General features: G+C 42.4%; 30 protein-coding genes. 28 read left to right on the forward strand and 2 right to left on the reverse strand.

Annotation, left to right across the window (positions count from 1 at the left end):
- The first annotated feature begins 12 nt into the window (after positions 1-12).
- The 26 genes from C9E88_RS07550 to C9E88_RS07675 all read left to right on the forward strand — a co-directional run bounded on the left by C9E88_RS07550 (position 13) and on the right by C9E88_RS07675 (position 21212).
- On the forward strand, positions 13-981 hold the full coding sequence (locus tag C9E88_RS07550; RefSeq protein WP_106985253.1) for a hypothetical protein: 969 nt from the start codon (positions 13-15) through the stop codon (positions 979-981).
- Positions 981-1364, forward strand: coding sequence for a hypothetical protein (locus C9E88_RS07555; RefSeq protein ID WP_106985252.1), 384 nt, complete (start codon positions 981-983; stop codon positions 1362-1364). Before C9E88_RS07550 ends, C9E88_RS07555 begins: the two co-directional genes overlap by 1 nt.
- 3 nt (positions 1365-1367) lie before the next feature.
- Entirely contained in the window at positions 1368-2444 is a 1077-nt protein-coding gene (locus C9E88_RS07560) for a major capsid protein (protein WP_106985251.1), read from the forward strand.
- Positions 2445-2454: 10 nt separating this feature from the next.
- Positions 2455-2811 carry a hypothetical protein gene (locus tag C9E88_RS07565; RefSeq protein WP_106985250.1) on the forward strand — a complete coding sequence of 119 codons (357 nt, stop codon included), beginning with the start codon at positions 2455-2457 and terminating at the stop codon, positions 2809-2811.
- Positions 2812-2818: 7 nt separating this feature from the next.
- Complete coding sequence (locus tag C9E88_RS07570; RefSeq protein WP_106985249.1) at positions 2819-3259, forward strand: gp436 family protein; 441 nt, start codon at positions 2819-2821, stop codon at positions 3257-3259.
- 8 nt (positions 3260-3267) lie between these two features.
- Complete coding sequence (locus C9E88_RS07575; RefSeq protein WP_106985248.1) at positions 3268-3816, forward strand: phage virion morphogenesis family protein; 549 nt, start codon at positions 3268-3270, stop codon at positions 3814-3816.
- Entirely contained in the window at positions 3809-4261 is a 453-nt protein-coding gene (locus tag C9E88_RS07580; protein WP_106985247.1) for a phage tail terminator protein, read from the forward strand. The genes C9E88_RS07575 and C9E88_RS07580 overlap by 8 nt, the downstream gene beginning before the upstream one ends.
- Positions 4262-4269: 8 nt before the next feature.
- Positions 4270-4449 carry a hypothetical protein gene (locus C9E88_RS07585; RefSeq protein WP_106985246.1) on the forward strand — a complete coding sequence of 60 codons (180 nt, stop codon included), beginning with the start codon at positions 4270-4272 and terminating at the stop codon, positions 4447-4449.
- On the forward strand, positions 4442-5185 hold the full coding sequence (locus tag C9E88_RS07590; protein ID WP_106985245.1) for a phage tail tube protein: 744 nt from the start codon (positions 4442-4444) through the stop codon (positions 5183-5185). The genes C9E88_RS07585 and C9E88_RS07590 overlap by 8 nt, the downstream gene beginning before the upstream one ends.
- Positions 5186-5253: 68 nt before the next feature.
- On the forward strand, positions 5254-5820 hold the full coding sequence (locus C9E88_RS07595) for a hypothetical protein (RefSeq protein ID WP_106985244.1): 567 nt from the start codon (positions 5254-5256) through the stop codon (positions 5818-5820).
- A 68-nt stretch (positions 5821-5888) separates the two neighbouring features.
- Complete coding sequence (locus tag C9E88_RS07600) at positions 5889-6167, forward strand: DUF2845 domain-containing protein (RefSeq protein ID WP_106985243.1); 279 nt, start codon at positions 5889-5891, stop codon at positions 6165-6167.
- A 10-nt stretch (positions 6168-6177) separates the two neighbouring features.
- Positions 6178-6675, forward strand: coding sequence for a hypothetical protein (locus tag C9E88_RS07605; protein WP_106985242.1), 498 nt, complete (start codon positions 6178-6180; stop codon positions 6673-6675).
- A gap of 57 nt (positions 6676-6732) precedes the next feature.
- On the forward strand, positions 6733-7002 hold the full coding sequence (locus tag C9E88_RS07610; protein WP_106985241.1) for a hypothetical protein: 270 nt from the start codon (positions 6733-6735) through the stop codon (positions 7000-7002).
- Between the two features lie 63 nt (positions 7003-7065).
- Positions 7066-10338 carry a tape measure protein gene (locus C9E88_RS07615; RefSeq protein WP_106985240.1) on the forward strand — a complete coding sequence of 1091 codons (3273 nt, stop codon included), beginning with the start codon at positions 7066-7068 and terminating at the stop codon, positions 10336-10338.
- Positions 10338-10751, forward strand: coding sequence for a hypothetical protein (locus C9E88_RS07620; RefSeq protein ID WP_106985239.1), 414 nt, complete (start codon positions 10338-10340; stop codon positions 10749-10751). Before C9E88_RS07615 ends, C9E88_RS07620 begins: the two co-directional genes overlap by 1 nt.
- Positions 10741-14355, forward strand: a complete 3615-nt coding sequence (locus C9E88_RS07625; RefSeq protein ID WP_106985238.1) for a hypothetical protein — start codon at positions 10741-10743, stop codon at positions 14353-14355. The genes C9E88_RS07620 and C9E88_RS07625 overlap by 11 nt, the downstream gene beginning before the upstream one ends.
- Positions 14356-14407: 52 nt before the next feature.
- On the forward strand, positions 14408-15691 hold the full coding sequence (locus C9E88_RS07630; protein WP_106985237.1) for a hypothetical protein: 1284 nt from the start codon (positions 14408-14410) through the stop codon (positions 15689-15691).
- Positions 15688-15984, forward strand: coding sequence for a hypothetical protein (locus C9E88_RS07635; protein WP_106985236.1), 297 nt, complete (start codon positions 15688-15690; stop codon positions 15982-15984). The genes C9E88_RS07630 and C9E88_RS07635 overlap by 4 nt, the downstream gene beginning before the upstream one ends.
- The gene (locus C9E88_RS07640; RefSeq protein WP_106985235.1) at positions 15981-16373 is read left to right on the forward strand and encodes a hypothetical protein; all 393 of its coding nucleotides are present in this window, start codon (positions 15981-15983) and stop codon (positions 16371-16373) included. The genes C9E88_RS07635 and C9E88_RS07640 overlap by 4 nt, the downstream gene beginning before the upstream one ends.
- A gap of 7 nt (positions 16374-16380) precedes the next feature.
- On the forward strand, positions 16381-18288 hold the full coding sequence (locus C9E88_RS07645; protein ID WP_106985234.1) for a hypothetical protein: 1908 nt from the start codon (positions 16381-16383) through the stop codon (positions 18286-18288).
- Complete coding sequence (locus C9E88_RS07650) at positions 18281-18511, forward strand: hypothetical protein (protein WP_106985233.1); 231 nt, start codon at positions 18281-18283, stop codon at positions 18509-18511. The genes C9E88_RS07645 and C9E88_RS07650 overlap by 8 nt, the downstream gene beginning before the upstream one ends.
- A 3-nt stretch (positions 18512-18514) precedes the next feature.
- Positions 18515-19594 (forward strand): fibronectin type III domain-containing protein, encoded by a 1080-nt coding sequence (locus tag C9E88_RS17695; RefSeq protein WP_194229667.1) that lies wholly within the window; start codon positions 18515-18517, stop codon positions 19592-19594.
- Between the two features lie 47 nt (positions 19595-19641).
- The gene (locus C9E88_RS07660) at positions 19642-20028 is read left to right on the forward strand and encodes a hypothetical protein (protein ID WP_106985232.1); all 387 of its coding nucleotides are present in this window, start codon (positions 19642-19644) and stop codon (positions 20026-20028) included.
- A gap of 95 nt (positions 20029-20123) precedes the next feature.
- Entirely contained in the window at positions 20124-20321 is a 198-nt protein-coding gene (locus C9E88_RS07665; RefSeq protein WP_106985231.1) for a hypothetical protein, read from the forward strand.
- 65 nt (positions 20322-20386) lie between these two features.
- Positions 20387-20647, forward strand: a complete 261-nt coding sequence (locus C9E88_RS07670; RefSeq protein ID WP_227865898.1) for a DUF7940 domain-containing protein — start codon at positions 20387-20389, stop codon at positions 20645-20647.
- Complete coding sequence (locus C9E88_RS07675) at positions 20628-21212, forward strand: N-acetylmuramidase family protein (protein WP_106985264.1); 585 nt, start codon at positions 20628-20630, stop codon at positions 21210-21212. Before C9E88_RS07670 ends, C9E88_RS07675 begins: the two co-directional genes overlap by 20 nt.
- A gap of 13 nt (positions 21213-21225) precedes the next feature.
- Here C9E88_RS07675 and C9E88_RS07680 read toward each other — a convergent pair whose 3' ends face one another.
- Positions 21226-21786, reverse strand: a complete 561-nt coding sequence (locus tag C9E88_RS07680) for a lipocalin family protein (protein ID WP_106985230.1) — start codon at positions 21784-21786, stop codon at positions 21226-21228.
- Positions 21787-21936: 150 nt separating this feature from the next.
- On the opposite strand from C9E88_RS07680, the gene C9E88_RS07685 reads away from it, so the two are divergent.
- Positions 21937-22440 carry a cytochrome b gene (locus C9E88_RS07685; protein ID WP_106985229.1) on the forward strand — a complete coding sequence of 168 codons (504 nt, stop codon included), beginning with the start codon at positions 21937-21939 and terminating at the stop codon, positions 22438-22440.
- Between the two features lie 24 nt (positions 22441-22464).
- Here the strand turns inward: C9E88_RS07685 and C9E88_RS07690 are convergent, their stop codons facing one another.
- Complete coding sequence (locus tag C9E88_RS07690) at positions 22465-22686, reverse strand: excalibur calcium-binding domain-containing protein (protein WP_106985228.1); 222 nt, start codon at positions 22684-22686, stop codon at positions 22465-22467.
- A gap of 201 nt (positions 22687-22887) precedes the next feature.
- On the opposite strand from C9E88_RS07690, the gene C9E88_RS07695 reads away from it, so the two are divergent.
- Positions 22888-23499 (forward strand): hypothetical protein, encoded by a 612-nt coding sequence (locus C9E88_RS07695; protein ID WP_106985227.1) that lies wholly within the window; start codon positions 22888-22890, stop codon positions 23497-23499.
- Positions 23500-23516: the final 17 nt, after the last annotated feature.

A 23516-nucleotide genomic window follows, 5' to 3' on the forward strand; every position in this document is an offset into this window, starting at 1 on the left:
TGGAGCATCAAAATGCCAGAAGCTGAAAAGCCTAATCAGTATTGTTTCCAGCTCGGGCAACTGAGTGTTGATAATGCTGAAGAGGGTAAGAAAAAACGCACCTTCTCCGGTGTTGCTTACAGCGGGGAGCCAATCACTGATCATTGGTATTGGGATCGAATTATTTTTGATTTGGACTCAATGCAATTAAAAGGCCGCATTCCCGCGTTACTTGAACATCGATCAAGTCAGCGAGCAGGGGCAATCAATACACATTCAATTAACCATCAAACGGGATTAACTGTTTCTGGTGACTTAATGAGCAATGAGTTTGGTGCTCAGGTTGCTCAAGACTCGGATGATGGTTTTCCGTGGCAAATGTCTGTTCGGATTGAGCCTACAGCTATCGAAGAAATTCAAGCAGGCGCATCTGTATCCGTAAACGGAAAAGTTCATCAAGGACCAATTACAGTATTCCGCGGCGGACGCATCCGCGAAGTGTCCTTTTGTGCTTTAGGTGCAGATGACAATACAAACGCCGTTGCCGCAAGCCACACACCAAAAAACTTTAATCAACCAGAGGACACAGACGTGACCGAATTAGAGCAAGAAAAAGCAGCCCGCGTACAGGCTGAAAAAGAGCGTGACGCAGCACAAACGGAACTTAAAAAGTTCAAAGCTGATAAGCGTGAAGAAGATATCAAAGCCCTTGAAACGTCTTTGAATAAACAATTCAGTGCTGAAGAAAAAACGTCATATACAAATATGGACGATGGTTCATTTGCATTTATGTCCCAGCAATTAAAACAATTCTCTGCGGGTAGTACTCCACCAGCGACACAACCACAACAACAGCAGATTCCACAGCAATTTGCGCATTTGTTTAGCCATCAAGCTACAGGTGGTCAAGGTGGGCAACAAGTGCAAGGTGGTAATCAAGGTTCAGCACTGGACCAAGCTTTTAACCAATTTGCTGCAGCTCAACAAGGAGCAAAACAATAATGGGCACAATTACTCAAACAATCACTACTACACAACTTGTGGTTGGTGATGGTGTTCGCACGGAAAATGCCAAAGTAAAAACGGCCACAGCATACAAGCGCGGTGATTTGCTAAAGGTTAGTACTGGCAACTTAGCAGACCATCCTGTAATCACTGAAGGCGTGGTGGGTGATTGGAATGCAATTGCGAATACCGATATGACTGCAGAACAAGCAACTTACCATGCAGCCAATGGTCTAGAAATGCCAATTTATGTACAAGGTGCATTTGATATTGCCGTAGTAACGGTAAAAGGTACCGCATTAACAGCTGGTCAATATGATGCGGTTCGTGCACAGGCATTGGTCAACAAAATCGAACTTCGTAAAGTCGTGGGGAATTAATAAATGAGTCAACAATTTACATTTCAAAATGCACCAGTTGAACTGCTGGATGTTCCGCAGTTAGTACTGTTAACAGATACCACTCAAAAGGTTGATACTTGGTTGATGGATCGATTCTTTCCGCAACGTGTGTCGTATACGAAAAAAGAAGTGCCAGTAGGTGAATTAAATACAGCAACTCCATTGGCTCCATTCGTAACGCCAACGGCTGCGGGTCGTCAAATTAAAGTGGGTGAGTCTGGTAACGTAAAATTTGTTAAGCCAGCTTATTTAAAGCCAATGATGACGGTATTCCCAAGCGATGTTCAAAATACTGCATTGATTACGCAGTTACGTAAATTTGGTGTGATTGCAACGGGCTCAAACCGTTTAAGCGATGCGGATCTATTGCTGATTGACCAAGCGCAAAAGGCTCTATATCTGCGCCAGTCTATTGAAAATCGAAAGTTGCTGATTGCTCGTGATGTGCTTCTTTATGGCAAAACAACATTCGCTTCTGCTGACTTCCCAATGTATGAAGTGAACTATGAACGTAATCCAGCTTGTAATTTCGCACCATTGATTAAATGGGGCCAAACTGGTGCCACACCAGTTAAAGACATCCAAGCGATGATTGATTTGTCTGTAGAGCATTCAGGTACGTCTCCAATGATGGCTTTGACGACCTCGAAGGTCTATAACACCTTGATTAAAGATGCAGAGTTTAAGGAAAAGTTCATTGCGCCGTATGCAGGTATTAGCGTTCCTTTAACACCAACCTTTGATCAGATGGATAAACCTCAGTTCCGTGGTACCGTCGATAATATTGAAATCTGGACATACGATGTTCAGCACAGTATCGGTGGTGCAACACCTGAACGCTTTATCCCTGAAGACTTCTTTGGTTTGATCTCGGATGCAAATGGCTGGATCGCACACTGTGCAATTCAAAATGTAGAAGCATTTGGTCAGGCTTTAGAATTTTACTTGAGCCAGTGGCAAGAAAAGAATCCATCCAGCATTCAAATGCTAGCTGAGTCATCACCGCTAGCCATCCCTAACAACAAGAACGGCCTTGTTGGCGGTCGTGGCTTTGTATAAGGAATAAAGCATGCCAAAGTACATTGTAAAACAATCACTCGGTCACTTTCGACCAGGGCAAGAAATCACAGGGCTTGAAGCTAAACAACTTCAGGCCCTTTTAGCATCTGGCGCTATTGAAGAATATCAAGAGCTTCAGGAACCTAAAGCTGATAACACAGCTGTAGAGTTAGCAAGCCTAACAGCCGAAGTGGCAGAGCTGAAGGCGAATGAAGTGATCCTCATTGCTGGAAAAGAGCAGGCTGATAAAGAAGTTGCTGAGCTGAAGGCGAAGGTTGGCGCCTTGGAAAAATCACTAGCTACATCTGAGGCTAATCTTAAAAAAGCAACCGCTGAAGCCAAGAAAGCAACTACTGCCGATAAATAGGTGATCTATGTACGCGACTCGGAATGACTTAGAAGCGCGTTTCGGGGAAGAGGAAATTCAAGGGCTGGAATCAATGCAGACTGTAGCGAATTCGATTGAAGAAGCGCTGCAGGATGCATCGGAGGAAATAGACAGTTATATCGCTGTTCGTTACGTTTTGCCTCTACCAAATACGCCAAGTACATTGAAACGGATAGCGTGCAATATTGCGCGCTACCGGCTTTACTTTCAGCAGCCGACGGAAGAAGTTGAAAATCGCTACAAGGCAGAAATTGATTTCTTGAAACGGGTTGCTGATGGTAAGGCAACATTGAACATCCTTAATCTTCAAAATGAAGTCACTGAAGAAAAGCCAGCAAGATCACCAGCCACAATGCCAATTGGTACAACATACCGCGGCGGCGTATTTGGTGATGATGTCTTAAATATGATGCCTAGCATTAAGTGAGGTGATGCATGCCGGGCGCATTTATTGAAATTCGTGCCGATGGTGACTCAGTGCTCTCTAAAGCTCTAAGTTTTTATGCTGATGTTGAAGAGCGTCAGTCGAGGCTTTATGAGCGCATGGGTGCCTCTTTGGTGGAAAACATCCGTGACCGCTGGGCTCGCGGAGAAGGCTTGTATGGTAAATGGCCGCTATCTGTCAGGGTAATGCGTCAAGGTGGTACAACACTTCGTGATACATCTCGATTATTAAACTCCATTACATACAACACAATCGCCAATGGTTTTGAAGTTGGCACAGATGTTGAGTATGGCGCAATTCATCACTTTGGCGGTGAAATCAAGCATGAGGCCCGTCAAAGCACGGTTTACTTCCGACAGAACCAAAAGACCGGTGTTGTTGGTAATCGTTTTGTTCGTCAAACGCGATCTAACTTTGCACAAGACGTGACCGTTGGTGCTTATACCGTGAAAATGCCTGCGCGTGCTTGGCTGGGTTTAACGTCGGGTGACGAGCAGGATCTTTTAAACATTGTTGAGGACGTTGTGCTAGATGAGTGATGAAAATCTATATGCGGTACGAGATGAAATAGTAGCGCGCCTAGAGCAATTCATGGATGAGTGGGGTGTAAAGAAAATCTATACCCCTAAAAATCTAGGTGTGACGAATGAGCTGTCACAAATTACTCCGAATATTCAGGTCAATTTTCGCCGTACTAAAAGCGCGGGCGCAGTAAGTAAAAGTGACGCACTTAAGTTAAAAGTGGTTTGGGAGGTTACTGCTTGCTGTAAGCATGCCGCATCACAAGTGACGGATGGGTCTAAAGCATTCGATATGGCTGGTGACTTGACTATTAAGATCATCAAAAAATTGAGTGGCTGGGAACCTGAATCGAGTGCTGAACCTCTAATTTATGTAAACACAGAGGAAGACATTTCTAAAAGCTGTGTTTACTCAACGGTAGTTTTAGAGTCTGAGTTATTTATTCAAACAGAACCCGATTAAGGAACTATATGAAAACGCAATACAAGGCCTTAAAGCCGATTGGCTCATGGCAGAAAGGGCAGATTATTGGCGCTCTGCCACCAGAAAAAATTAAGCAGCTTTTAGAAGATGGTGCGATCGAAGTGATCAAACCCGAAACCAAAGCGGAAGTTAAGCTAAAAACTAAAGAGGTGCCTGTAAATGGCTAAGAAGTATATTTCATTACGCGGCAAGTTCTCTCTTGCTCCGATTGTTGAGGGTGTGGTTGGTGCTATGCGCGAGCTAGGAAATATTCCTGACTTCACGCTAGAAATCACTGCGGAAAAAATTGAACATACAGAATCCATGTCAGGCGATGACACGACTGATCTAGTGCTATACAACACTACTGCGGTTTCATTCAGCGGCACTCTTGAGCAGCTTGATCCTGACAACTTAGCGTACATTCTGTCTGGTAAAAATGTAGCAGTGGATACGAAAACCGTAGCAGATTTAGATTTAGGTGCTGTCACTAAAGGCCAAAAGATCAAGCTGGATGGTTTTAATATCAGTGCACCAACAGTTACAGATGGTGAGTCGCCAGCGGTTGCTATTGAATCAGCAAAATACAAGCTGGATGCGGTCTACGGCACTATCGAGTTTTTTGAAGATCTGCCAAAGGTTGTAATTGGCTATAAGACTGGTGCAGTTACACACACCACGATTGCATCCGACTTCGGCAAAGAATATGCATTGTTCTTTGAAGGCATCGATAAAATCAGCAAGGAAAAAGTGTTCTTGGCCCTGCATCGTACAGTGAAGTCACCAGATTCAAGCTTTGGTTTAATTCATGAAGAATTTGGCTCATACGAAATCAGTGGCGATGCCTTAGGCGACCTATCAAAAGACAAAGATGGTGCGCTTGGCTTATACGGCTATTACACGCAGATTCCTAAAGCGGCATAAACACACACAGGCGCTTAATGGGATGCGATAAGCATCTTTTTTTGTGCCTGTTTTTTTGAGATTTCATCATGAATGATTTTTTTATAGCCTCAAATCGACCTATCAAAGTTGGTGAGTTATCGGTGCGCCAGCTGCAGATGCATAACTTTGATGAGTGGTCGTGTGCAGCGGAGGTCATTAAAGACTATTTGAATAACCATCCAGATGAAACCACAAGCAAACTCTTTGAGGCACAAGCATTTGAATCAACTCAATTGATAGCCCATTCCTTGAAATACAGCATTGAGCAGGTCATTGAGTTATTTAAGAGTGATGAGCAGCTTATTACCCAATTGCTGGATGCCGTGATTAAAGTGAATGATGCATTCTTCTCTGAGCCAAAACCAAAACACCGGGATGATGTAGATCCGCGTAAAAAGAGTAGCTGGTTTGATGTGTTTCAGGTGTTAGTATCAAACGGTCATCAGCCTGAAAACATTATGCAAATGAGTTATGGTTCATTCAGCTATTACCTTAAAGCAGCCCAAAAAGCTGAGCGACTAAAGATGCGCAATCTGGCGATTGCAACCCGAGCTCAGAACGCAATAAACAAGAAGTTTGATGCTTTTATTAAGAGCCTTGAGAAAGATCAGTGATTTTCACATTGTGATGTCTAATTGATCACGCTAATATCCAGTAAATACTTAAAACACTGGGGAATATAGTGAAAAAATTACTTGTTGCTGCAGTTTTGATGACTGCATTTTCATTTGCAAATGCCAATTTAACCAATGCTAGTGTTAATGGTGAGCGCGTTCGCGTTGGTGATACCTACGGCCAGATCGTTGGTAAATTGGGTCAACCAGTATCGACTTATGACTACACCAAGAACGTGAATGGCAAAGAAACCTCAGTGCGTGAAGTTAGCTATGTAGACGGCAATAAAACCTATACGATTACCATTGAGAACGGCAAAGTAACGCATATTAAGACTTCGCGCTGAGGGTTGGATTGTGAATTTAAAAGTATTAGCTGTGGCTGCCGTTTTAATTCTTGGTGGTTTTTTATTTTTTGCAAGCCAAAGTAATAAAGCTGACGCGGAACGCTTAAAGCAAGCTGAGGTGGCACATCAGCAGAAGCTAGAGGCTGAGGAGGCCGAGGCCGTAAAAGCCAAGGAAACCGCGGCCGAACTAAAAGCTAAAAATGAATTGGCGCGCATTAAAGAAAATCAAGCTACTCAAAAAGCTGAACAGGATAAGCAAAAAGCACAGATAGAAGTTGCAGCGCAAAAGGTTAAAGACGGCTTACTAGATTCTGATTCTGCAAAGTTTAGAAATCAAAAAGGTAATTGTGGTGAAGTGAATGCTAAAAATAGAATGGGTGGCTATACAGGCTTCGCACGCTACATTTACTTCCCTGAGGATAAAACAGTGATCATTGAATCTGATGCGAAGGATTCTATTTTTACACCTCAGATAATGGATGGCCTCTGGCCTTCAAAATGTAACTAAAGAACAAAGCACCCTAGGGTGCTTTTTTTAATCAATAGTTTTAATAAGGGACCCATGATGCCTAAAATCAACAAACATGCAGTAACTGAATACACCAAGGATTTATATCCAAAACTTCACAAGAAAGTTGGTGATGATGGGCTTAAGGCTATTCAAGAGCATGATCATGATGCTGCAATCATTGTTGCAAAACTAAGCGAGTGCGATGAAGTCATGTATGTTGGATATTCTGAAAGTAAAAGCAACCTTCCAGAGCAAATTGCATCATTTGTAGATTGTAAAAATGGCAAACGATTTTACGTGATCAATCGAAAAATTGAAAAATAAAACCCTCCTGAATACCTACCCGCTACTTAGCGGGTTTTTTTATGCCTAAAATTTGAGGTCGCCATGTCTAGTAAGAACCTAACTTTTAAACTCATTATGGATGGCGATAGCAAAGGCCTTGTTGCCGCAGCAAAACAATCCAAAGATGTTAGCAAAAAGCTATTCGAAACCATTGAGAGTGAAGCTGAGCGACTCAAGAAAACAAGTGCTGAGACTGCAAAAGAGATTGGTAAAATCATACCAGTCGATCTACCCAAAAAAGCAGATCAGGCAAAAGGCAAGTTAGATGAACTAGGCAGTGAATTTCAGGATGTAGCCAGCACAGCCAAGGATACTGGTCAGGAAATTGGGAATATTATTCCTAAAAATGCCAGTGAGCGTGCGTCTGCGTTAATTAAGTCACTGAATGAAACAACTGAAATTATTAAAAGCACAGGTACTGGTGTTATAGGTGCATCAGAAAGTTTTAATAAATTTAGTGTGGATTCGGTCCGATCTCTTAATTTACTAAAGGCCAACCTTGCTACCGCAAAAACCAAACTTGAAGAATTTTCAAAAACCAATGCTACGCCAGAAGATATTCTTAAGGCACAACAGCAAATTAATGCTTTAGAAAAAGAAGTTCAGCAAGCCGATCAGGCATTTGGCGCATTTAAGTCTGAACTAAGTTTAATTACACCTGAGGCAACCAAGCTAGATGCAGAACTTGGTAAAACAAATGCAGAACTTCAGAAGAGTGAGACACTTGTTAAACAAGCAAGTGTGGAAATCCAAGGTTTAAAAACAGGCTATACAGCGTTAACAAGCGCAATGGCCGCACTTGGTGTAGGCGTATCTGCAGCAGAAATTGGTCGAACTGCTGATGAGTTTAAGGTTCTAGAGGCAAGGATTGGGCTTGCCACATCTAAAAGCGGCAACTTTACAGATGCTTTCGAAGGTGTAAAAAAGATTGCGATTGAAACCCGATCAAATCTTACAGCTACAGCGGAACTATTTACCCGTGTCAAAAGCGCAGTGGATCAGCTTGGATACTCTCAAGAGCGTGCTTTAGGGATTACTGACCTAGTAAACAAGTCGTTAATTGTGGGTGGTGGGCTGGCAGCCTCAAACGAAGCAGCAATTTATCAATTCAACCAAGCCCTGCAGTCTGGTGTTCTCCGCGGTGAAGAGTTCAACAGTGTGATGGAGCAAGCACCGCGGTTGGCACGGGCTCTAGCGGATGGCTTAGGTGTAAATGTTGGTAAATTACGTGAGATGGCGGGACAAGGGAAACTCACATCTGAGGTGATTGTTAAGGCACTTGAAAGTCAATCCAAGGCGCTTAATGAAGAATTCGCCAAAATGCCTATTACGATTGGACAGTCCATTGAAAACCTTAAAACAGCATGGACTCTGTATATTGGAGAGGCAGATGCTGCCACTGGTGCGAGTGCGAAGGTAGCAGAAGCACTTAAATTTGTTGCTGAAAATCTAGATCAGATTGTTTCAACATTAGTGTTAGCAGGGCAGGCCTTTGTTGCTTATAAAGCATTGAATATTGCAAATGTGTTCCTTGATAAAGCAGCTGGCGTGAGAGTGGCATCAACTGCCATTACACAAGAGACAGTATCAGTCGTAGCCAACACTCAAGCGCAATTAGTGAATGCAAATGCTACACGGGCTAATGCGCTAGCGAAAGGACAGTTAGCTACTGGTGCTAGTGCTGCAACAACATCGATGGCTTCATCTAGCACATCCATTATGGGGCTTATTGGGCGACTTGGCTCTCTGGGGGTGGCTGTTACAGCAACGGGTGCTTTAATGGCAACTGTGGGTGTACCAATCGGTACTGCAATTGGCGAGGGTATTGCCAAACTTCAAGGGTATGGGGAGGCATTTGCTGATCTAGAAAACCAGATGGCTTTGGAGGCGGCTCGCTCTAAGGTTGCGGCGGAACTAAAACAATCCTTTGCACTGGCCGCTGAAAAAGCCAGAGAAAAGGCCTACCAACTTACAGTTGAGTCCAAAAAGCTTGTAACCGAGTTTGATGAACTCATTAAAAAGGGCGAACCAACCAAAGAAGCATTAGAGAAGATTTCTAATGCCATGAAGTTTGATTCAACAAAAGGGATTAATGATTCTGTTACCGCGTTAATCCTGCTTAAAGATCAGGGCAAGATTACTGCTGAGGAGTTGCAGTCAAGGCTGGGACAGGCACTGAGTGGAAAAGACCTAACAGTATTCCAGACCAATGCAAAGGCCGCTTTTGCGGGAACAGCACAAGAGGCAGCGAAGTCAGCAGCTATGACGGAAGCTGTGATGAAAGCAGCGCTGGGTAGAACAGGGTTAGATACACAACAACTCAAGGGAAGGTTTTCTGAAACATTCCAGTCTGCCAGTAATGATGTTCAAATTGTTATTGATAACTTGGATGCCTATAAGGCCCAAGGTATTGATACTGGTTTGGCGTTAAGTGCAAACCTTGGGAGGGCCATAGACACAGCACAAACTAGATCCGAGCTTGATTATGCTAAAGGCAAACTTGTTGAGTACGGGAAACAGGGGGAGATAACAGGTGATCAGGTTGCGCTGGGTTTAAGTAAAATCGAGCAAAAAGCAAGACAACTTCCAGATGTATTAAACCCAGCACAAGCAGCCTTTAGTGCTTTTGGTATACAAACCAAAGAGCAATTGAGTGATGCGGCTCTTGTGGCACAAAGAAATTTTGATGTTGTTAATAAGAGTGGATTGGCTACAGCCGATAGCATTCAGCAAGCTTATACAGCCATGTTGAATGCAACCATTGCAACAGGAAACAAGGCTAAAATCGCCGTGGCTCAGGCTAAAGCTGCATCACTTGGCCTTGAGGTTCAACTTGACGCCACTGGCAAAGCCACTGTTTCCAAACTTGGTGAGATTCAGCGTGCTGCAGATGCAACCCAGCGCAGTGTGAGTCAGGTAAGTCAACCAGCTGCACAGAATCAGCCAGAGGTTAGTGCTGAGAAAAAGGCTTCTGATGACTATTGGGATAACTTTAAAGCTGAGATGAAAGCCAAAACGGATGCGGCAAATGCAAGAGCGCAAGCACAGCGGTCAGGCGGTCGTTCTAGCAATGCTGGCTCTGGGCTTACTGGCGGCAATGAGCCTGCTTATCAAGCGCCGGCAATGCCTGACGCTCCAATAGTTGCCTCAAGTTTTGATCTTACGCCTATTGAAAGTATAGTGCCTAAAGAAACAGTGGAGATTAAAATCGATATGGGCATGGGTCAAACAGCCACAGTTTCAGCTGCACCCGATCAGTCAGATGCTCTTCAAGACATGCTACAACAACTTGAAACACTTAAACGGAGCATGTAATGAAATTAGTCCGTAAAAGTTCATCAGAAACCATCCAATTAGAGGATGGTTTTTTTTGGTCTGATGAAAACTGGTCTGCGATTCAGCAGAACCAAGAATATGCCATTAATGGCGCCTTGATTATTCAAGAGGGCCGAAAACAGGCGGGCCGCCCAATCACGTTGCAGCCAGCCAATAAGACCAAAGGCTGGATCAAGCTGCGTGATTTAAACAAGCTGCGCGAATGGCAGAACCTGCAAGAGCAATTCACATTGCAATTTGAATGGCCACATGATCAGCGGCGCTTCAATGTGGTTTTTAACCACAAAGATGGTGCACTTGAAAGTTCAACAATTAAAGGTACACCAGCAACATCACTTGATACCTATTTTAATGTCACTATGCGATTCACCGAGGTAAGCGATGGCGATTGAAACTAACAATTTAAAACTGCTGGAATCTGAACGCATTAAGACTGATGCGGAAGATGGCGGCGGTAAATATTCAGGCCGTGAAATTGTCGATGGCCAAAGCAATAACCTGTTTAATGACATTTCTGAAATGGATCGCACAACAGGTCGCACATCAATCCAAAAAATTTATGCCGCAGTCAATACAGCTGATACGGATGCTCTGATGGGTGCCACAGTCTTTATTTCTGAAAACCCAAAAGATGCGAATGTATCCGCCGTATTATTCAGTACAAATAGCTGGACAGATGAGCGCTCTAGTGCACAGAACCGCATTGAAAATTACTTAGCCAAAGGTGCGCAGCTGACAGGCACACCTTTGGATACGCATTGGCTGGGTATGAAGTCTTTGCAAGTAGCTATGTTTCCACAGGAAGCTGAAAGCTCGATTGGCGCATCTATTGTGCTAATTTCAAATGAAGGCAAGCCTCTAGAAGTTGAGCAGTATCTTCGCATTACTGAAGTTTCCACACGTACTGCAATTTTAATGATTGACGGTAAGCAGGTTGAATACAAGATTGCAACTTACGGCCTCAGTGACGCCTTAAAAGCTGACTTTGTGGGCCTCTCTGCAAAGCAGTGGTACAGCGGTGAAAAAAGCCAGACCATTATTCGAGACACTATTGTTGCGGATACTGGTAAATACTATGCCAGTGCGAATTTGAAAGAAGCTGCTCAGGTCGGTGATTATTCTGTCGTTGCTGATAGTGTCTACACGCAGCTGGTACCTTCTGCGCAGACTGAAACACCGATGGTGAATATCAATGCTGCCGGCGATTCTGCGGCGCTAGTCAAAACAGCCAGTGGCGTATTAAGCAAGATCTTTCCAAATATCACAGTGAATACTGTGCAAGGGCTGTATATCGGCTCAAGTGTGATGCCTAAATCTGTTGAATTTACCCTGTTTGGATCGGCTATTACCGATGTTGGCGGTGAACTAAAGAATAGTGCTGGTACTTCAATCGGTACGATAAACTACCAAAATGGCGCAATTGCGTGGAATGCCAATGCTGGCACGGGTACAACCAATTTAAATATTACGTTTATGCCGGCTGCCGCAGTAACTGCGCCAGTTGAATCGATGTTGATCTATGTGAATCAGGAAAATAATGGATTTAACTGGATTAAGAACTTGGTGCCTTTACCGTCGCCGGGCAGTTTGCAGTTTTCATATCTGGTGCAAAACCAAGTCTACACACTGCGCGACAATGGTGCAGGCCAGCTGCGTGGTTCTGATTCTTCATTCGGATCTGGCAGCATTGATTATGAAACGGGCACCATGGCGGTTACAGTTGGTGAATTGGCAGACGTTGGCAGCGCAATATTGCTAACGTGGAGCAATATGATCACAGCTCAAGAGCGCTCGGGGTTAGTCATTAATAAGGCCTATATTGAAATCCCTGTAAATGATTCAATTGTGGCGGGCACGCTGACTGTAGACTGGCTGCTGAATGGTGTGTCTAAGACAGCAACAGACAATGGTCAAGGTCAATTTACTGGGGATGCCACAGGTACGATCGACTATGCGGATGGCGTGGCCAAGCTTATGCCGACCCTACTGCCGAATGGCGGTACCACTTTCAATGTGTCTGGCCAAAAGGGCCCGAAGTCTGCGGTTAGCCTTTCAGCTGTACCGTCAGGCGGATCAATTACGGTTGAGTTGGACAATGGATCTGCACCGCTGGTTCCCAAGTCTGTAAAAATTCGTGTACCAGTGCGTTATATGGGACATTCGGGTGAGGTTGAACTGCGCGATATGCCGATTGATGCGACTACAGGCCGCATGATCAATGGTGCTGGACAGCAGCAAGGTTCAATAGATTACGTTACGCGGACTATCAGTGTGACACCAAGCACCACGCTTCAATCTGTTGAGCGTGAAAAAATCATGCGGCCTTTCTTTGGTAAATACAACACATCTTCAGAGGCTATTTCTGCCGGCATGTTAGGGATGACAATTAATTATCAAAATGTCAAAACCACAAATACACTGACTTTAAATGAAGTAGCTACTGCGGTTACGGTGAACGTTTCATATCGTGATGAATCTGCAGCGCAAAGCTGGAATGACACTGTAATTGGATCTGTGCTTAAAACTGACTTAACAGAAGGTTTTGCAGAGCAGATTTTGGCGGGATCGGTAAGGCTTACACTGGCCAGCTCAACTTACGTTGATAAGATAGGATCTCTCTATCGAAACTCATCTGTAACCACGGGTGCTGGAACGCTTGCGGGTCAGATCCAGTACGGCAACGGTAATATTGAAATCACATCATGGGATGTAGGTGGAGCGAATAACCCAGTTTTGGAGTCGCTGGCAACACAGCTGGAAAGTGTGAAAACCAACCAAGTGTCTTATCGTGCACCAATGATTCCAATTCGCGCTCAGTCCCTAACCTTGTCTGCAGTGAAAGTTGAGGGTGGTGTGCTGAATATTGTGCCAGATGGTTCAGGTACGATCGATACGGCTGACTGCGATGGATTTTTTAATTTTGATCAAGGTTATGGCCAATTCGTATTTCGTGAAAAAGTGATTATCACTGAAGCAAACCGCGCGGAAATTATGTCGCAGGATTGGTATGTGGCTGAGCTTGAGTATGCAAAAGATGGCAAGCAATGGATTCACAAGCCAATCATGGTGCTGCCTGAAACCATCAAATATAGCGCAGTGGGCTTCAGCTACATTCCGATTGATGCCGATCTGCTTGGTTTATCTGCAGTGCGTTTGCCTATAGATGGCCGAGTCCCGATTTTCCGCAGCGGTGAAATCGGCATTGTCAGCGCAAGCAAATCGCAGGAGTTGCCAGACTATATCGCGGGTAAGATCTACGCTTTGGCTGATCAACGGATCTCCTGGTGTGAGCTGGAGGATGCAGATGGGGCTAAAGTGCCATTTGATATGTACATCGTGGACTATGACTACGGCAAAGTGACTTTAAACGGTGATTTTGCCTTAGGCAATCTGACTGGACCACTGACGGCAAAGTACCGCTATCAGGATATGGGCCTTGTCCGCGATGTTAAAATCAATGGTCAGGTGACATTCACTAAACCCTTGACACATAACTATGATCCAGCAAACACCATTGTTGGATCTGCACTTGTGATTGGTGATATGAAATCACGTTACACACGTTTATTTGTTCAGCCCACTTGGAATTCTGTGTGGTCAGATGAGGCTACAGGTGGTGCAATTTCAGCGAACTATAATGATGCCTTGTACCCACTAGAGGTTAGTAACAAGGGCGCGATTCAAGAGCGCTGGGCTATGGTGTTTACGGATGCAACAACGTTTAAGTGTGTTGGTGAATATACTGGTGAATTGGCACAGCGTGGCACCACTACAGCTGATTATGCACCACTCAACCCAATCACCAATGCACCATACTTTAAGATTAAAAAAGAAGGTTGGGGCAGTGGCTGGGCGAATGGCAATACCTTGCGCTTTAACTCGATTGGGGCAAATTATCCGATTTGGGTGATTCGCACCGTAAAACAGTCCGAGCCTACTGTACTGTCAGACTCATTCCAAATCATGCTGCGCGGTGATATTGACCGGGTTGCTTAGACTTCAACTTTAATATGACCGCCTTGGCGGTCTTTTTTATGGGTTTGCAAATATGGCAACAGATGTAGAAGTTCAATTTTTTAGCCACTTGAATGGGTTAGTGCTGAGCAATACTTGGGGCGATATGATTCGCCTTTTGGATGCTTGTCTGGTGAATGGGGTCGAATTACCAAGTATCACTTCAGCAGCAATTGATGAGCAAGGGGATTTGCACTTAACACTATTTGCGCCGCACAAAGCCATGTTGCTGCAGGTTGTTGAACTTACTGGCTTTGAGCCATCATCTTTAAATCAAAAGTATCGAATTAAAGGTGTGCTAAGTGATACGCAATTGATTCTAAAGCCTCAGGTTGTGATTGATGAAACTGCCGTTACAACCAAAGGTGCAAGTAAATTAGCATCACTGGGTTATGACATCGTTTTTCGTGATGATAAGGATGTGAAGCGCGTATATCGTGCAAAAAATCCGACCGCGCAGCACCCATTTATTCGAGTTGACGAGTCTATTTCCGATGGCGTGAACTCATATAATTCCAGTTATGCCAAATATGCAATGGTCGGCTTGCTTGAGCATATGGATCATATTGATGATTATCAGAATCCTGATGTTTTACAGCTTCCTTTCGATCCAGCTAACCCATCTAAGAATTGGAAAATTTCAGGAACTGGAGGTGATTGCGTTCGAGGCTGGTCACGCTGGTATTGGTCTAGAACTGGAAATCCAGTAGGCGGTTATTACCCAGATTCAAGCGGTGGTGCTGCAGCAAATAGCAACTTTACTTTGGTCGGTGATAAAAACTGCTTTTACACTGTAGTAAATGAGAATCCTGGCAATGGCCTCTGGAACGTTTTGCATGGAGCAGGGATATTTCAGTCTTCCATGATGAATGATGTAATTCCAAATTGGTTTTTATCAGCACACTTGACCAACCGAAGCGCAAACTCCATATCTGGGGTCGGTATGTACAACGGCAACGGTGTTTCCATGCTTTGTCATAACGCAAGCGCTGGCAAGTTTTTTATCCCAAAATACGATGTGTTGAGCAGGCTTTCAAACAGTACTGAATGTCAAAGCCTTTTACTTGATTATCGGTCTGGTATGAGTAATCAGTATGCGAACAACTTGCCCGCATTAGAAGTACCAATACTAGATAATGAAGCACACTTAAGAGGCGCTTTACTACACGTTTGCTATGCGGGAAAGTCTTTGCAAGAGAATATGCTTGCCCCTTTGATAGCTGATTCATCAATGTATGTGTATGACACTGTGGCAACAGGTGGAAATGCCAGCTATCAAAAAGGTGGATTTTATTTTTATCTAGGAGAATTAGAGTGAAACCAATATCTAGAAGGATTTCACACTCTTCAAATATGCTGCAAGTGGTGGTAGCAGGCCCCGTGATTGCAGCTATTAAAGGTTCAACTAAAAAATTAGGCGAAAAATACAAAGACTCACTTGTGGTTTTGTACTGTAAAGCTAATTTGCAGCCAATTGCAGTAAGAAAACCTGATGCAAACGGCTGGTATCAATTCGCAGGTCTTAACGCAAATTTAAAAACTTTCATTGTTGCTTTCGATATGAACCATCAATTCAATGCTGTTATCCAAGACAATGTGGTGCCTAAATGATTACACCATCTCTTAAAGCTGGGCTTGCACAACTGCGAGCGTTGGCTGATTTTATTGACTTGGGAAGCGGAAATGCTTCCTTTGTTTATTACGACTCTGCAAAGCCTCAAAACACATTAGTTCCTGCAGATGATACGACCAAACTGGCAACACTAACCTTACCTAAACCTTGTTTTAGTCGATTTAACGAAGACAGTATAGAGCTCAAGCCAACCAATGATGTTCTTGCGCTTAAAACTGGAATAGTGGTATGGGCTAGATTATTGAATGCCAATGGTGAAGCAGTTGCTGATTTTGCAATGGGTACAGACATTATTTTGAATAGCTATGACATTGTGATGGGTGCTACACAGCGTCTTGATTCTATAATTTTAAAACCAGTGATTTAGGTGTGATATGAGCGACAATTACGAACACAATAAGCCGTATTCGCTCACAGCATCTTATCTTGATATTGTTGTGCCAAGCGCTCTTACAGCACCCTTCGATCTACATGCTGTTTATGATCCAGATCTAGTTGCTAATTATGTTAGAGCTGTAATTAATACTGGCTTTACTGCGCAAATCTCAGGCTCAAATCTTCAGCCGGTTGATAACAGTGGTTATCTCAATTCATACATAAATTGCGGGTTTATTTCAGTCTCATCGGGCTTACAGGATATTAATCACCAGCTTGGTGTTGAGCTAAAATTGAGTGCAACCTTTAAGAAGGCCCTAGCCCAAATTAGTGTCACGCAAATACCGTGGTCTAAACCTATTTTAAGAGTCTCGAATGAAGCTCTTTTTTTTGATCAGGGTTTGGTGATGAGCGTAGGTCAAGAAATTGGATTTGATCGAGCGCTTACTTTGTCTGAATCCATTCACTCGGCTTTTGACCAAGGCTTAAAGCTGAGTCGAAACCAGAGAATAGGTTGGCAAGAGAACCTTAAAATTCGTATTGCGCGTGATCTGTATTTTGATGAGTCAATCAAGCTTCAATTAAACCGTGAATTTACTCATCAAGAGATGATCCGTAAACGCCGAAATATTACGTTTTCACACCAAGTCGCGCATGTCTTTGAAAAGCGTTTTGGTTTTGATTGGGATAAAGGCTTGGAGCTGGTCACTAAAGATAATATTGCGTGGGATAAAGCCAAGGCTATTCACTATCGCAAACACCCAATTCAGCCATGGCCAGAACCTGAGATTCCAAAATATGAAGGCACGGGCGACCTTAATTTTGTATGCCTCTGTCATGATGTTGATTCTCACAATGTTGAGCTGAACTTTGGTGCAGATGTTTGCATTCCAGCAATTCCAAATAAAAATTGGTGGCACATATTGAATACCTTATCTGTAACTCGCCTGGACAATGGCGAGGAAATAAATGTGCTGGATGGAAATTACAGCACAGACCGCAACCGATGGTGCTGGTCTTACAGCTTGACTGTACCAGCAAGCGAATTGCCAAAACTTGAACCGATTAATGGTCAGCCTGTGATTCTAAAAATTATAGTGAATGACAATGAACACCAAATGCTTCTTGAAAACCGCAGTCGCTCACGCAAGTTTGCACAAGATGTTTATGTGCTCACTGGCCGAAGCCAAACCGCATTGCTTTCAGAGCCTTATGCACCAGTACGTTCATTTCTTCAAGAGAATGAGCGTACATCAGTGCAGCTATGCCAAACCGAGTTGGACCGAGTCTTTAGCGATACACAACTGAACTGGCAATTGATTGATGAACTGGGCTGGGTCGTTGCTAATAACAGCTTGAGCTATAGTAACCTAGCCCCGATTTCAGTGATTAAAATGATTGCCGAAAGTGGCGGTGGGTTTGTGTATAGTGAAAAAAATAGCAATGCATTGACTATTAAACCGCTTTATAAAAAGACCTTTTGGGATTCACTAACCATCGATGAATATGATCGGTTAATCCCTGAAAGCATTGTCACAACACAGTCTACTGACTATGAGTTATATCCAGACTACAACGGCATTACACTCACAAACGACCGCAGCGGAAAGATAGCTCAAGTCAAACGAACTGGTACAAGCGCAGATACGCTATTGCCTGCTGAAAATAATCCGCTATTTGATCATGTCAACATGGGCACTTTCGGTAAAGCAAAATTGGCAAAAGCTGGGATGGTTGAAACCCATACATTTACGATGCCGATTTCAACGGAGATTGGTGAGTGTATGCCAGGGGAGATACTGGCATTTAATGCTGAATGGTGGGGTGTTGTTGATGGTATTGGTGTTGCTTTTACCCATTCAACAGTGAATCAAACAGTCAAAGTGGAGCGTGTAAATCATGAGTAATGCATTGCAGCGACTAATTGGACTGCTACCTAAAGCTCCTGAATTTATTGGTACGATCACAAGTGAAGATTATCCCAATTACAAAGTTTTGGTTATCGATGGCTCAGGCCTTGTGATGTGTACCAGCACAACACGTTATAACTTAGGTGCCACTGTATTTATCAGTGATGCGGAGATAAAGCGCTTGGCTACAAGCGGTGATGTGATTCAAATTGAGGTGTAAAAAATGGCAGGAGTAAGGCTTGAATTTGCGCAGTTTGGGCACTTTGAATATTTCAATATTTATCGAAACTCGGTTTCAACCGCTATAGAAAATTTAGGTCAGCCGATTGGCATATCATCAACAATGTATTACGAGGATTTAACTGTTGAACCAAATCGAGATTATTACTATCGAGCTGGGGCGATTAGGGATTCAGTTGAAGAATTCAGTGAAGAGATTCATACAAGAACTGAGGTTGTGTTTGATCCACCATATGACTTGGTGATTGAGTTTAAAGACGATGAAATCAATCGCTTAGAGCTAAATTGGAAATTAGATGGCTTTGTTGACGAGCAGCGTTATTACTGCTCTGAAACGCCGATTGATACTGAAAATTTGCCAACGGCAAAAGCTGTTTTAGCGGGTGATGTGCGTACTTATGTTGATACTGATATTGAAATTGGAAAAACATATTATGTTGCTGTTGGCTCTGTGAAAAACGGCGTTGAAAAATTAAGTGGCATTGTCAAAGCGAAAGCAGCAAATGTTGTTTTTTATGCTCCGTTTTCTAGCGATATTTTAGATCATAGCGGCCATAATACTTTAATAGTTGCGCACAATGGAGCATCACTAACAACTACTACAGAATTTCCTAGTGGTTGTGTTAGATGTGCTGGGTCACAATATTTAACATCATCTTTCGATCTAAATCCAGCTGTTGATGACTTCACATTAGAGTTTGAGTTTGTTGCTAATTATGCAAGTATTTTCAATGGAATACTTGCAATGCACGGTCAGTCTGGCGGAGATTGGTCATATATGTGTCTCACGGGAACATCTCTTTTTATGTCTGTAGATCACACAAAAGGATGGAATTTATTTTCTGAATTAATTTTACCGATTGTTGCGAATCAAAAGCACAAATTTAAGCTCAAAAAAATTGGTGAGACGTATGAGGTTTATTTAGATAATGCGCTTATCGCAACAAAGACAAACACATCTGCTTACAATCTTCGAGGTGGTGTGACTTTTATTGGTAAAAAATCAAATGATCTAAATAGACCGGATATCAACTACATTAGTAGTTTAGAAGTCACAAAATAGAGCACCCGAAGGTGCTTTTTTATTACCAAAAAATTAGGGGAAAATAAATGGAACCAGTGTCCACAAGTGGTTTTGCTGCATTTTTAAAGTTCTACGGTGCAGCGATTATGGTCACTTTAGCGATAGCACTTGTTGCAACGGTTGTCATCATGATGCGTTTGCCACGTTCACCACAAGAGTGGGCCGTGGGTTTGATTTGTACCGTTGTATCCAGTCTTACGGGTGGTGCATTCATTATTGTAAAATGGGGCCTGCATGAATGGGTAACAGATATATGGGGGATGATCGCTTTAGGCGGATTCTTCTTTGTGTGCGGGCTGCCAGGCTGGGCTGTTGTTCGGTGGACATTTAATTTTATTAACAAGCAGGAGGGTAAAACAATTATTGAAGTGGTGAAAGAATTGAAAAATGCAAAAGATGATTTGAGAAAGTGACCCATATTAAATGCGAATTGTTTCACACTAATTTATTGAAATGCATTTATTTTTGCAATATAATTCGATCCAATTTTTGGCTTATGGGTCTTATAATGAGCTCAATTCTATGGGATGGGGAAAGTATATTTCCTGAAAAAATTGAATTATTTAAGAAATTCTTAAAAAAATATCTTATTGCTAATGAATGTGCAGAATTACTAGAGCACAACCCTTTTCATTATGATCCTGAGCAGGATGAGTTTTTAAACTCTGATATTCAAGAGTATTATCACCTATGGTCTATTGCATAGCGTGACACAATAAATCTGTTTACACCGCCATTTCGGCGGTTTTTTTATGTCCAAAGGAAATTGAAATGAAGTTGATTGATAATTGGAAACAGGCTTGGAAACTCAAGTCAGTACAAGTAGGCGCAGTAAGCGCCTTTTTTTATGCCTTGATTTTATTCGCGGATCAGTTCGTGGGTATCTGGAATCTCATTCCACAAGATGTAAAAAACATGGTGCCTGAGCAATGGAAAGAGGTCGTAGGTTGTTTTGTCGGCGTTGCGATGGTGCTTGCACGTTTGAAAAAGCAGCCCGAACTGCATGGAGATGATCATGAAAAAATTGACTGATTTACAAATTCAGTTGCAAGCAAAATTGCTAGGGATTGAAACTGCAGCATTGCGGGCTGTGATAGAAGTTGAATGTAAAAGCTCTGGATTTAATGCTGATGGCACTCCAGTGATTCTCTTTGAACGACATGTGATGCGGCAACGCTTGATTGCTAATAAACGAGATATTGATCTAAAGCTCATCAGTGTTGAGCGACCAGATCTGTGCAATAAAACTGATGGTGGTTATGGCTTATATTCAGCCCAGCATGGCCGTTTAAATGCTGCAGCACAATACCATCGTGTATCCGCACTTGAATCAGCAAGCTGGGGTATTGGGCAAGTGATGGGCTACCATTGGAAGTCATTAGGTTATGAATCTTTGCAGGCATTCATTAATGCCATGTATAAAGATGAAGCCTCACAATTAGATGCTATGTGCCGATACATCAAGGTGAATGGCCTGGTCAATTCATTAAAAAATAAAGACTGGAAAGCCTTTGCTCATGGATATAACGGTAGTGCTTATGCAAAGAATAGCTATGACGTGAAGTTAGCTAATGCGTATAAAAAAGCCCTCAATTGAGGGCCCTTAAAACTTATTTGTGCTTTGTCTTAATCAGATCTGATAAATCAAAACCTATAGATTTAGCGTAATTTAGGTATTCATCGACTGTTGTTTGGTCAGGATTAGCAGTTCTGCTGAGTACCCAAAGATATTTTTTATTTGGAGATCCAACCAATGCAGTTTGATAGCCATCATCAATTTTTAGAACCCAATAATCGCCACGGCCAACTGGCAGCCAACGAATTGCTTTTGGTAAAAAGCTCACTTTTAGTTTCGAGTTAGCAGGAGCGTTCTGAACATAAGCCTCGCCAATAGATTGGTTAAGTTTGCCGTCTGCGCTATAGCAACTATTATCAACTTTCACGTTACCATTATCATTTAATGAATATTTCGCAGTGACGTTGTAATCGCATTTATTTTGGAAATATAGCGGTTTACGTGCGATTTCGTGCCAAGTACCAAGATATTTGTTTAAGTCTACCTTTGAAACCGCTTGGACTTCTGTCGTGTTTGCATTTGCTGTTGAAAGTAAGGAACCAGCAATGAGAATTGCGCCACTAGCTAAAAGGAGATTACGCGTTTTTGAATTCATGTTATAAGCCTGCTTTAATTTGAAAGTTAATTTATTACTATAAATATTTTTCAGGCCAACTTTGTTTTTTATGTATTAAGTATTTGATAATTAAGCGCAGTTTAAGTTTTTGATTATATTTTCTTATGTAAGCCTTATAAGGAATACGTCATGACAGCTTCAAGTGCAAGATTTCCTCAGATTGTAATATATGCTCACTGGATGACTTTGCTTTGTGTATTGGTTGCATATTTTAGCAGCCAAGGTCATATTGAAGATGGCTGGCTAGGACAAACACATGTCATTTCTGGTGGTTTAGTTTTTATACTTTTTTTCGTGCGTATTGTTTTATATATGCACTTCAAAGATCAGTTCCCGAAAGTCGATTACTTATCAAGTTTGCAAGAAAGAGCTTTTACGCTTATGAAACTGGCCTTGTATACGGGTTTGTTCGCTGTTCCATTACTTGGCTGGGTTACTCTGGTTTCAGAGAAAGATTCATTTAGTTTATTGGGAAATGACTTACCCCAAGCGCTTTTTATGCCTAAGTTAGATATTGGGGAGATTCATCCAATTGTTGCTAACATCTTTATGACTCTAATTGGACTGCATGCCTTGGCTGCGTTAATTCATCATTTTATTTTAAAAGATGGTGTTTTAAAGAGTATGAAATAGTGGAGTGAAGCGCCATGTGGCGCATTATTTCCTCTTCTTCGGGCACTTCTTCCCATTTCCACCCGGCAGGCAATCACATGCTTGACCATCACCGTCGCGGTCTAAACTTTTCCAGCCTGTTTGTCCTGATTTCTTTCTTTGCTCATACCATTTCTGTGCTTGCGGCTGAGTACTAAAGTCAGCGCATTTTTTTGCATAAACTTGGATGGAAATGAACCCCAAAACTAAAATAAGTAAAAATTTCATAAATTATTTTAAAGTCAAAACATTAGCCGAAGTCTAACAACTCTCGACTTGTTTGCTCAACGAATCTAGTTAGAAAGTCGTATAAAAGTGAATTTGGTTGACAGATGTTGAATATAGCAATAAATTTTGGTTGACAGATGTTGGAATTGGCAATAAATTGATTTTAACCCAACATTTCACTATTTATTGCGGATATTTTTTATGGAATGGCGTCATCCTTCTTCATTCGAACCACAGCTCACCGATGAGGTCATAGGCTTCTTTGCTCAGCACATGCTAGATATTCATAGAGATATCCTTGATGTACTAAGTACAGAAGATGATTCAAACTACGGCCGAGGTACTAGTATTTTTGATCGTACCCGCAATCGTTTTTTAAATTTAATCATGAAGCAGGAGTGCCCAGTAGATGTGCATTTGATCAATGGCTCCTTGAAGTTTATTTTCCAAATTGGTCACGCAACTATTCGGTTCTTAAAAGATGATTTTGAGAATCCGAAGAAAAAGAAATACTTCATACAGCAATTGCAAAGTTTGAGCTTATTTCCACTCGATGATCTACAACCTCACTATTGGCGTTTTATTCTTAATGAGCCGAAAACATTAGATGACGAGCCTTTAGTTGTATTCGTTGGTTATAATTTAGCAAATGAAGTAGTGGCTTACTGGGACTCTAGTAGCATTGCCGGTACGAATTATATTCGCCTAGATGAGCCAGAAACACCAACTTCTGTAGAGTTAGGTTCTCCATTGGTTGAAGATCCAGATTTGGATAATGAGGATGATGACGATTCTGAAGCTGTAAACAACTAATTGTAAGATGACTAGCC

The sequence above is a fragment of the Acinetobacter cumulans genome, assembly GCF_003024525.3.
Lineage (GTDB): Bacteria > Pseudomonadota > Gammaproteobacteria > Pseudomonadales > Moraxellaceae > Acinetobacter > Acinetobacter cumulans.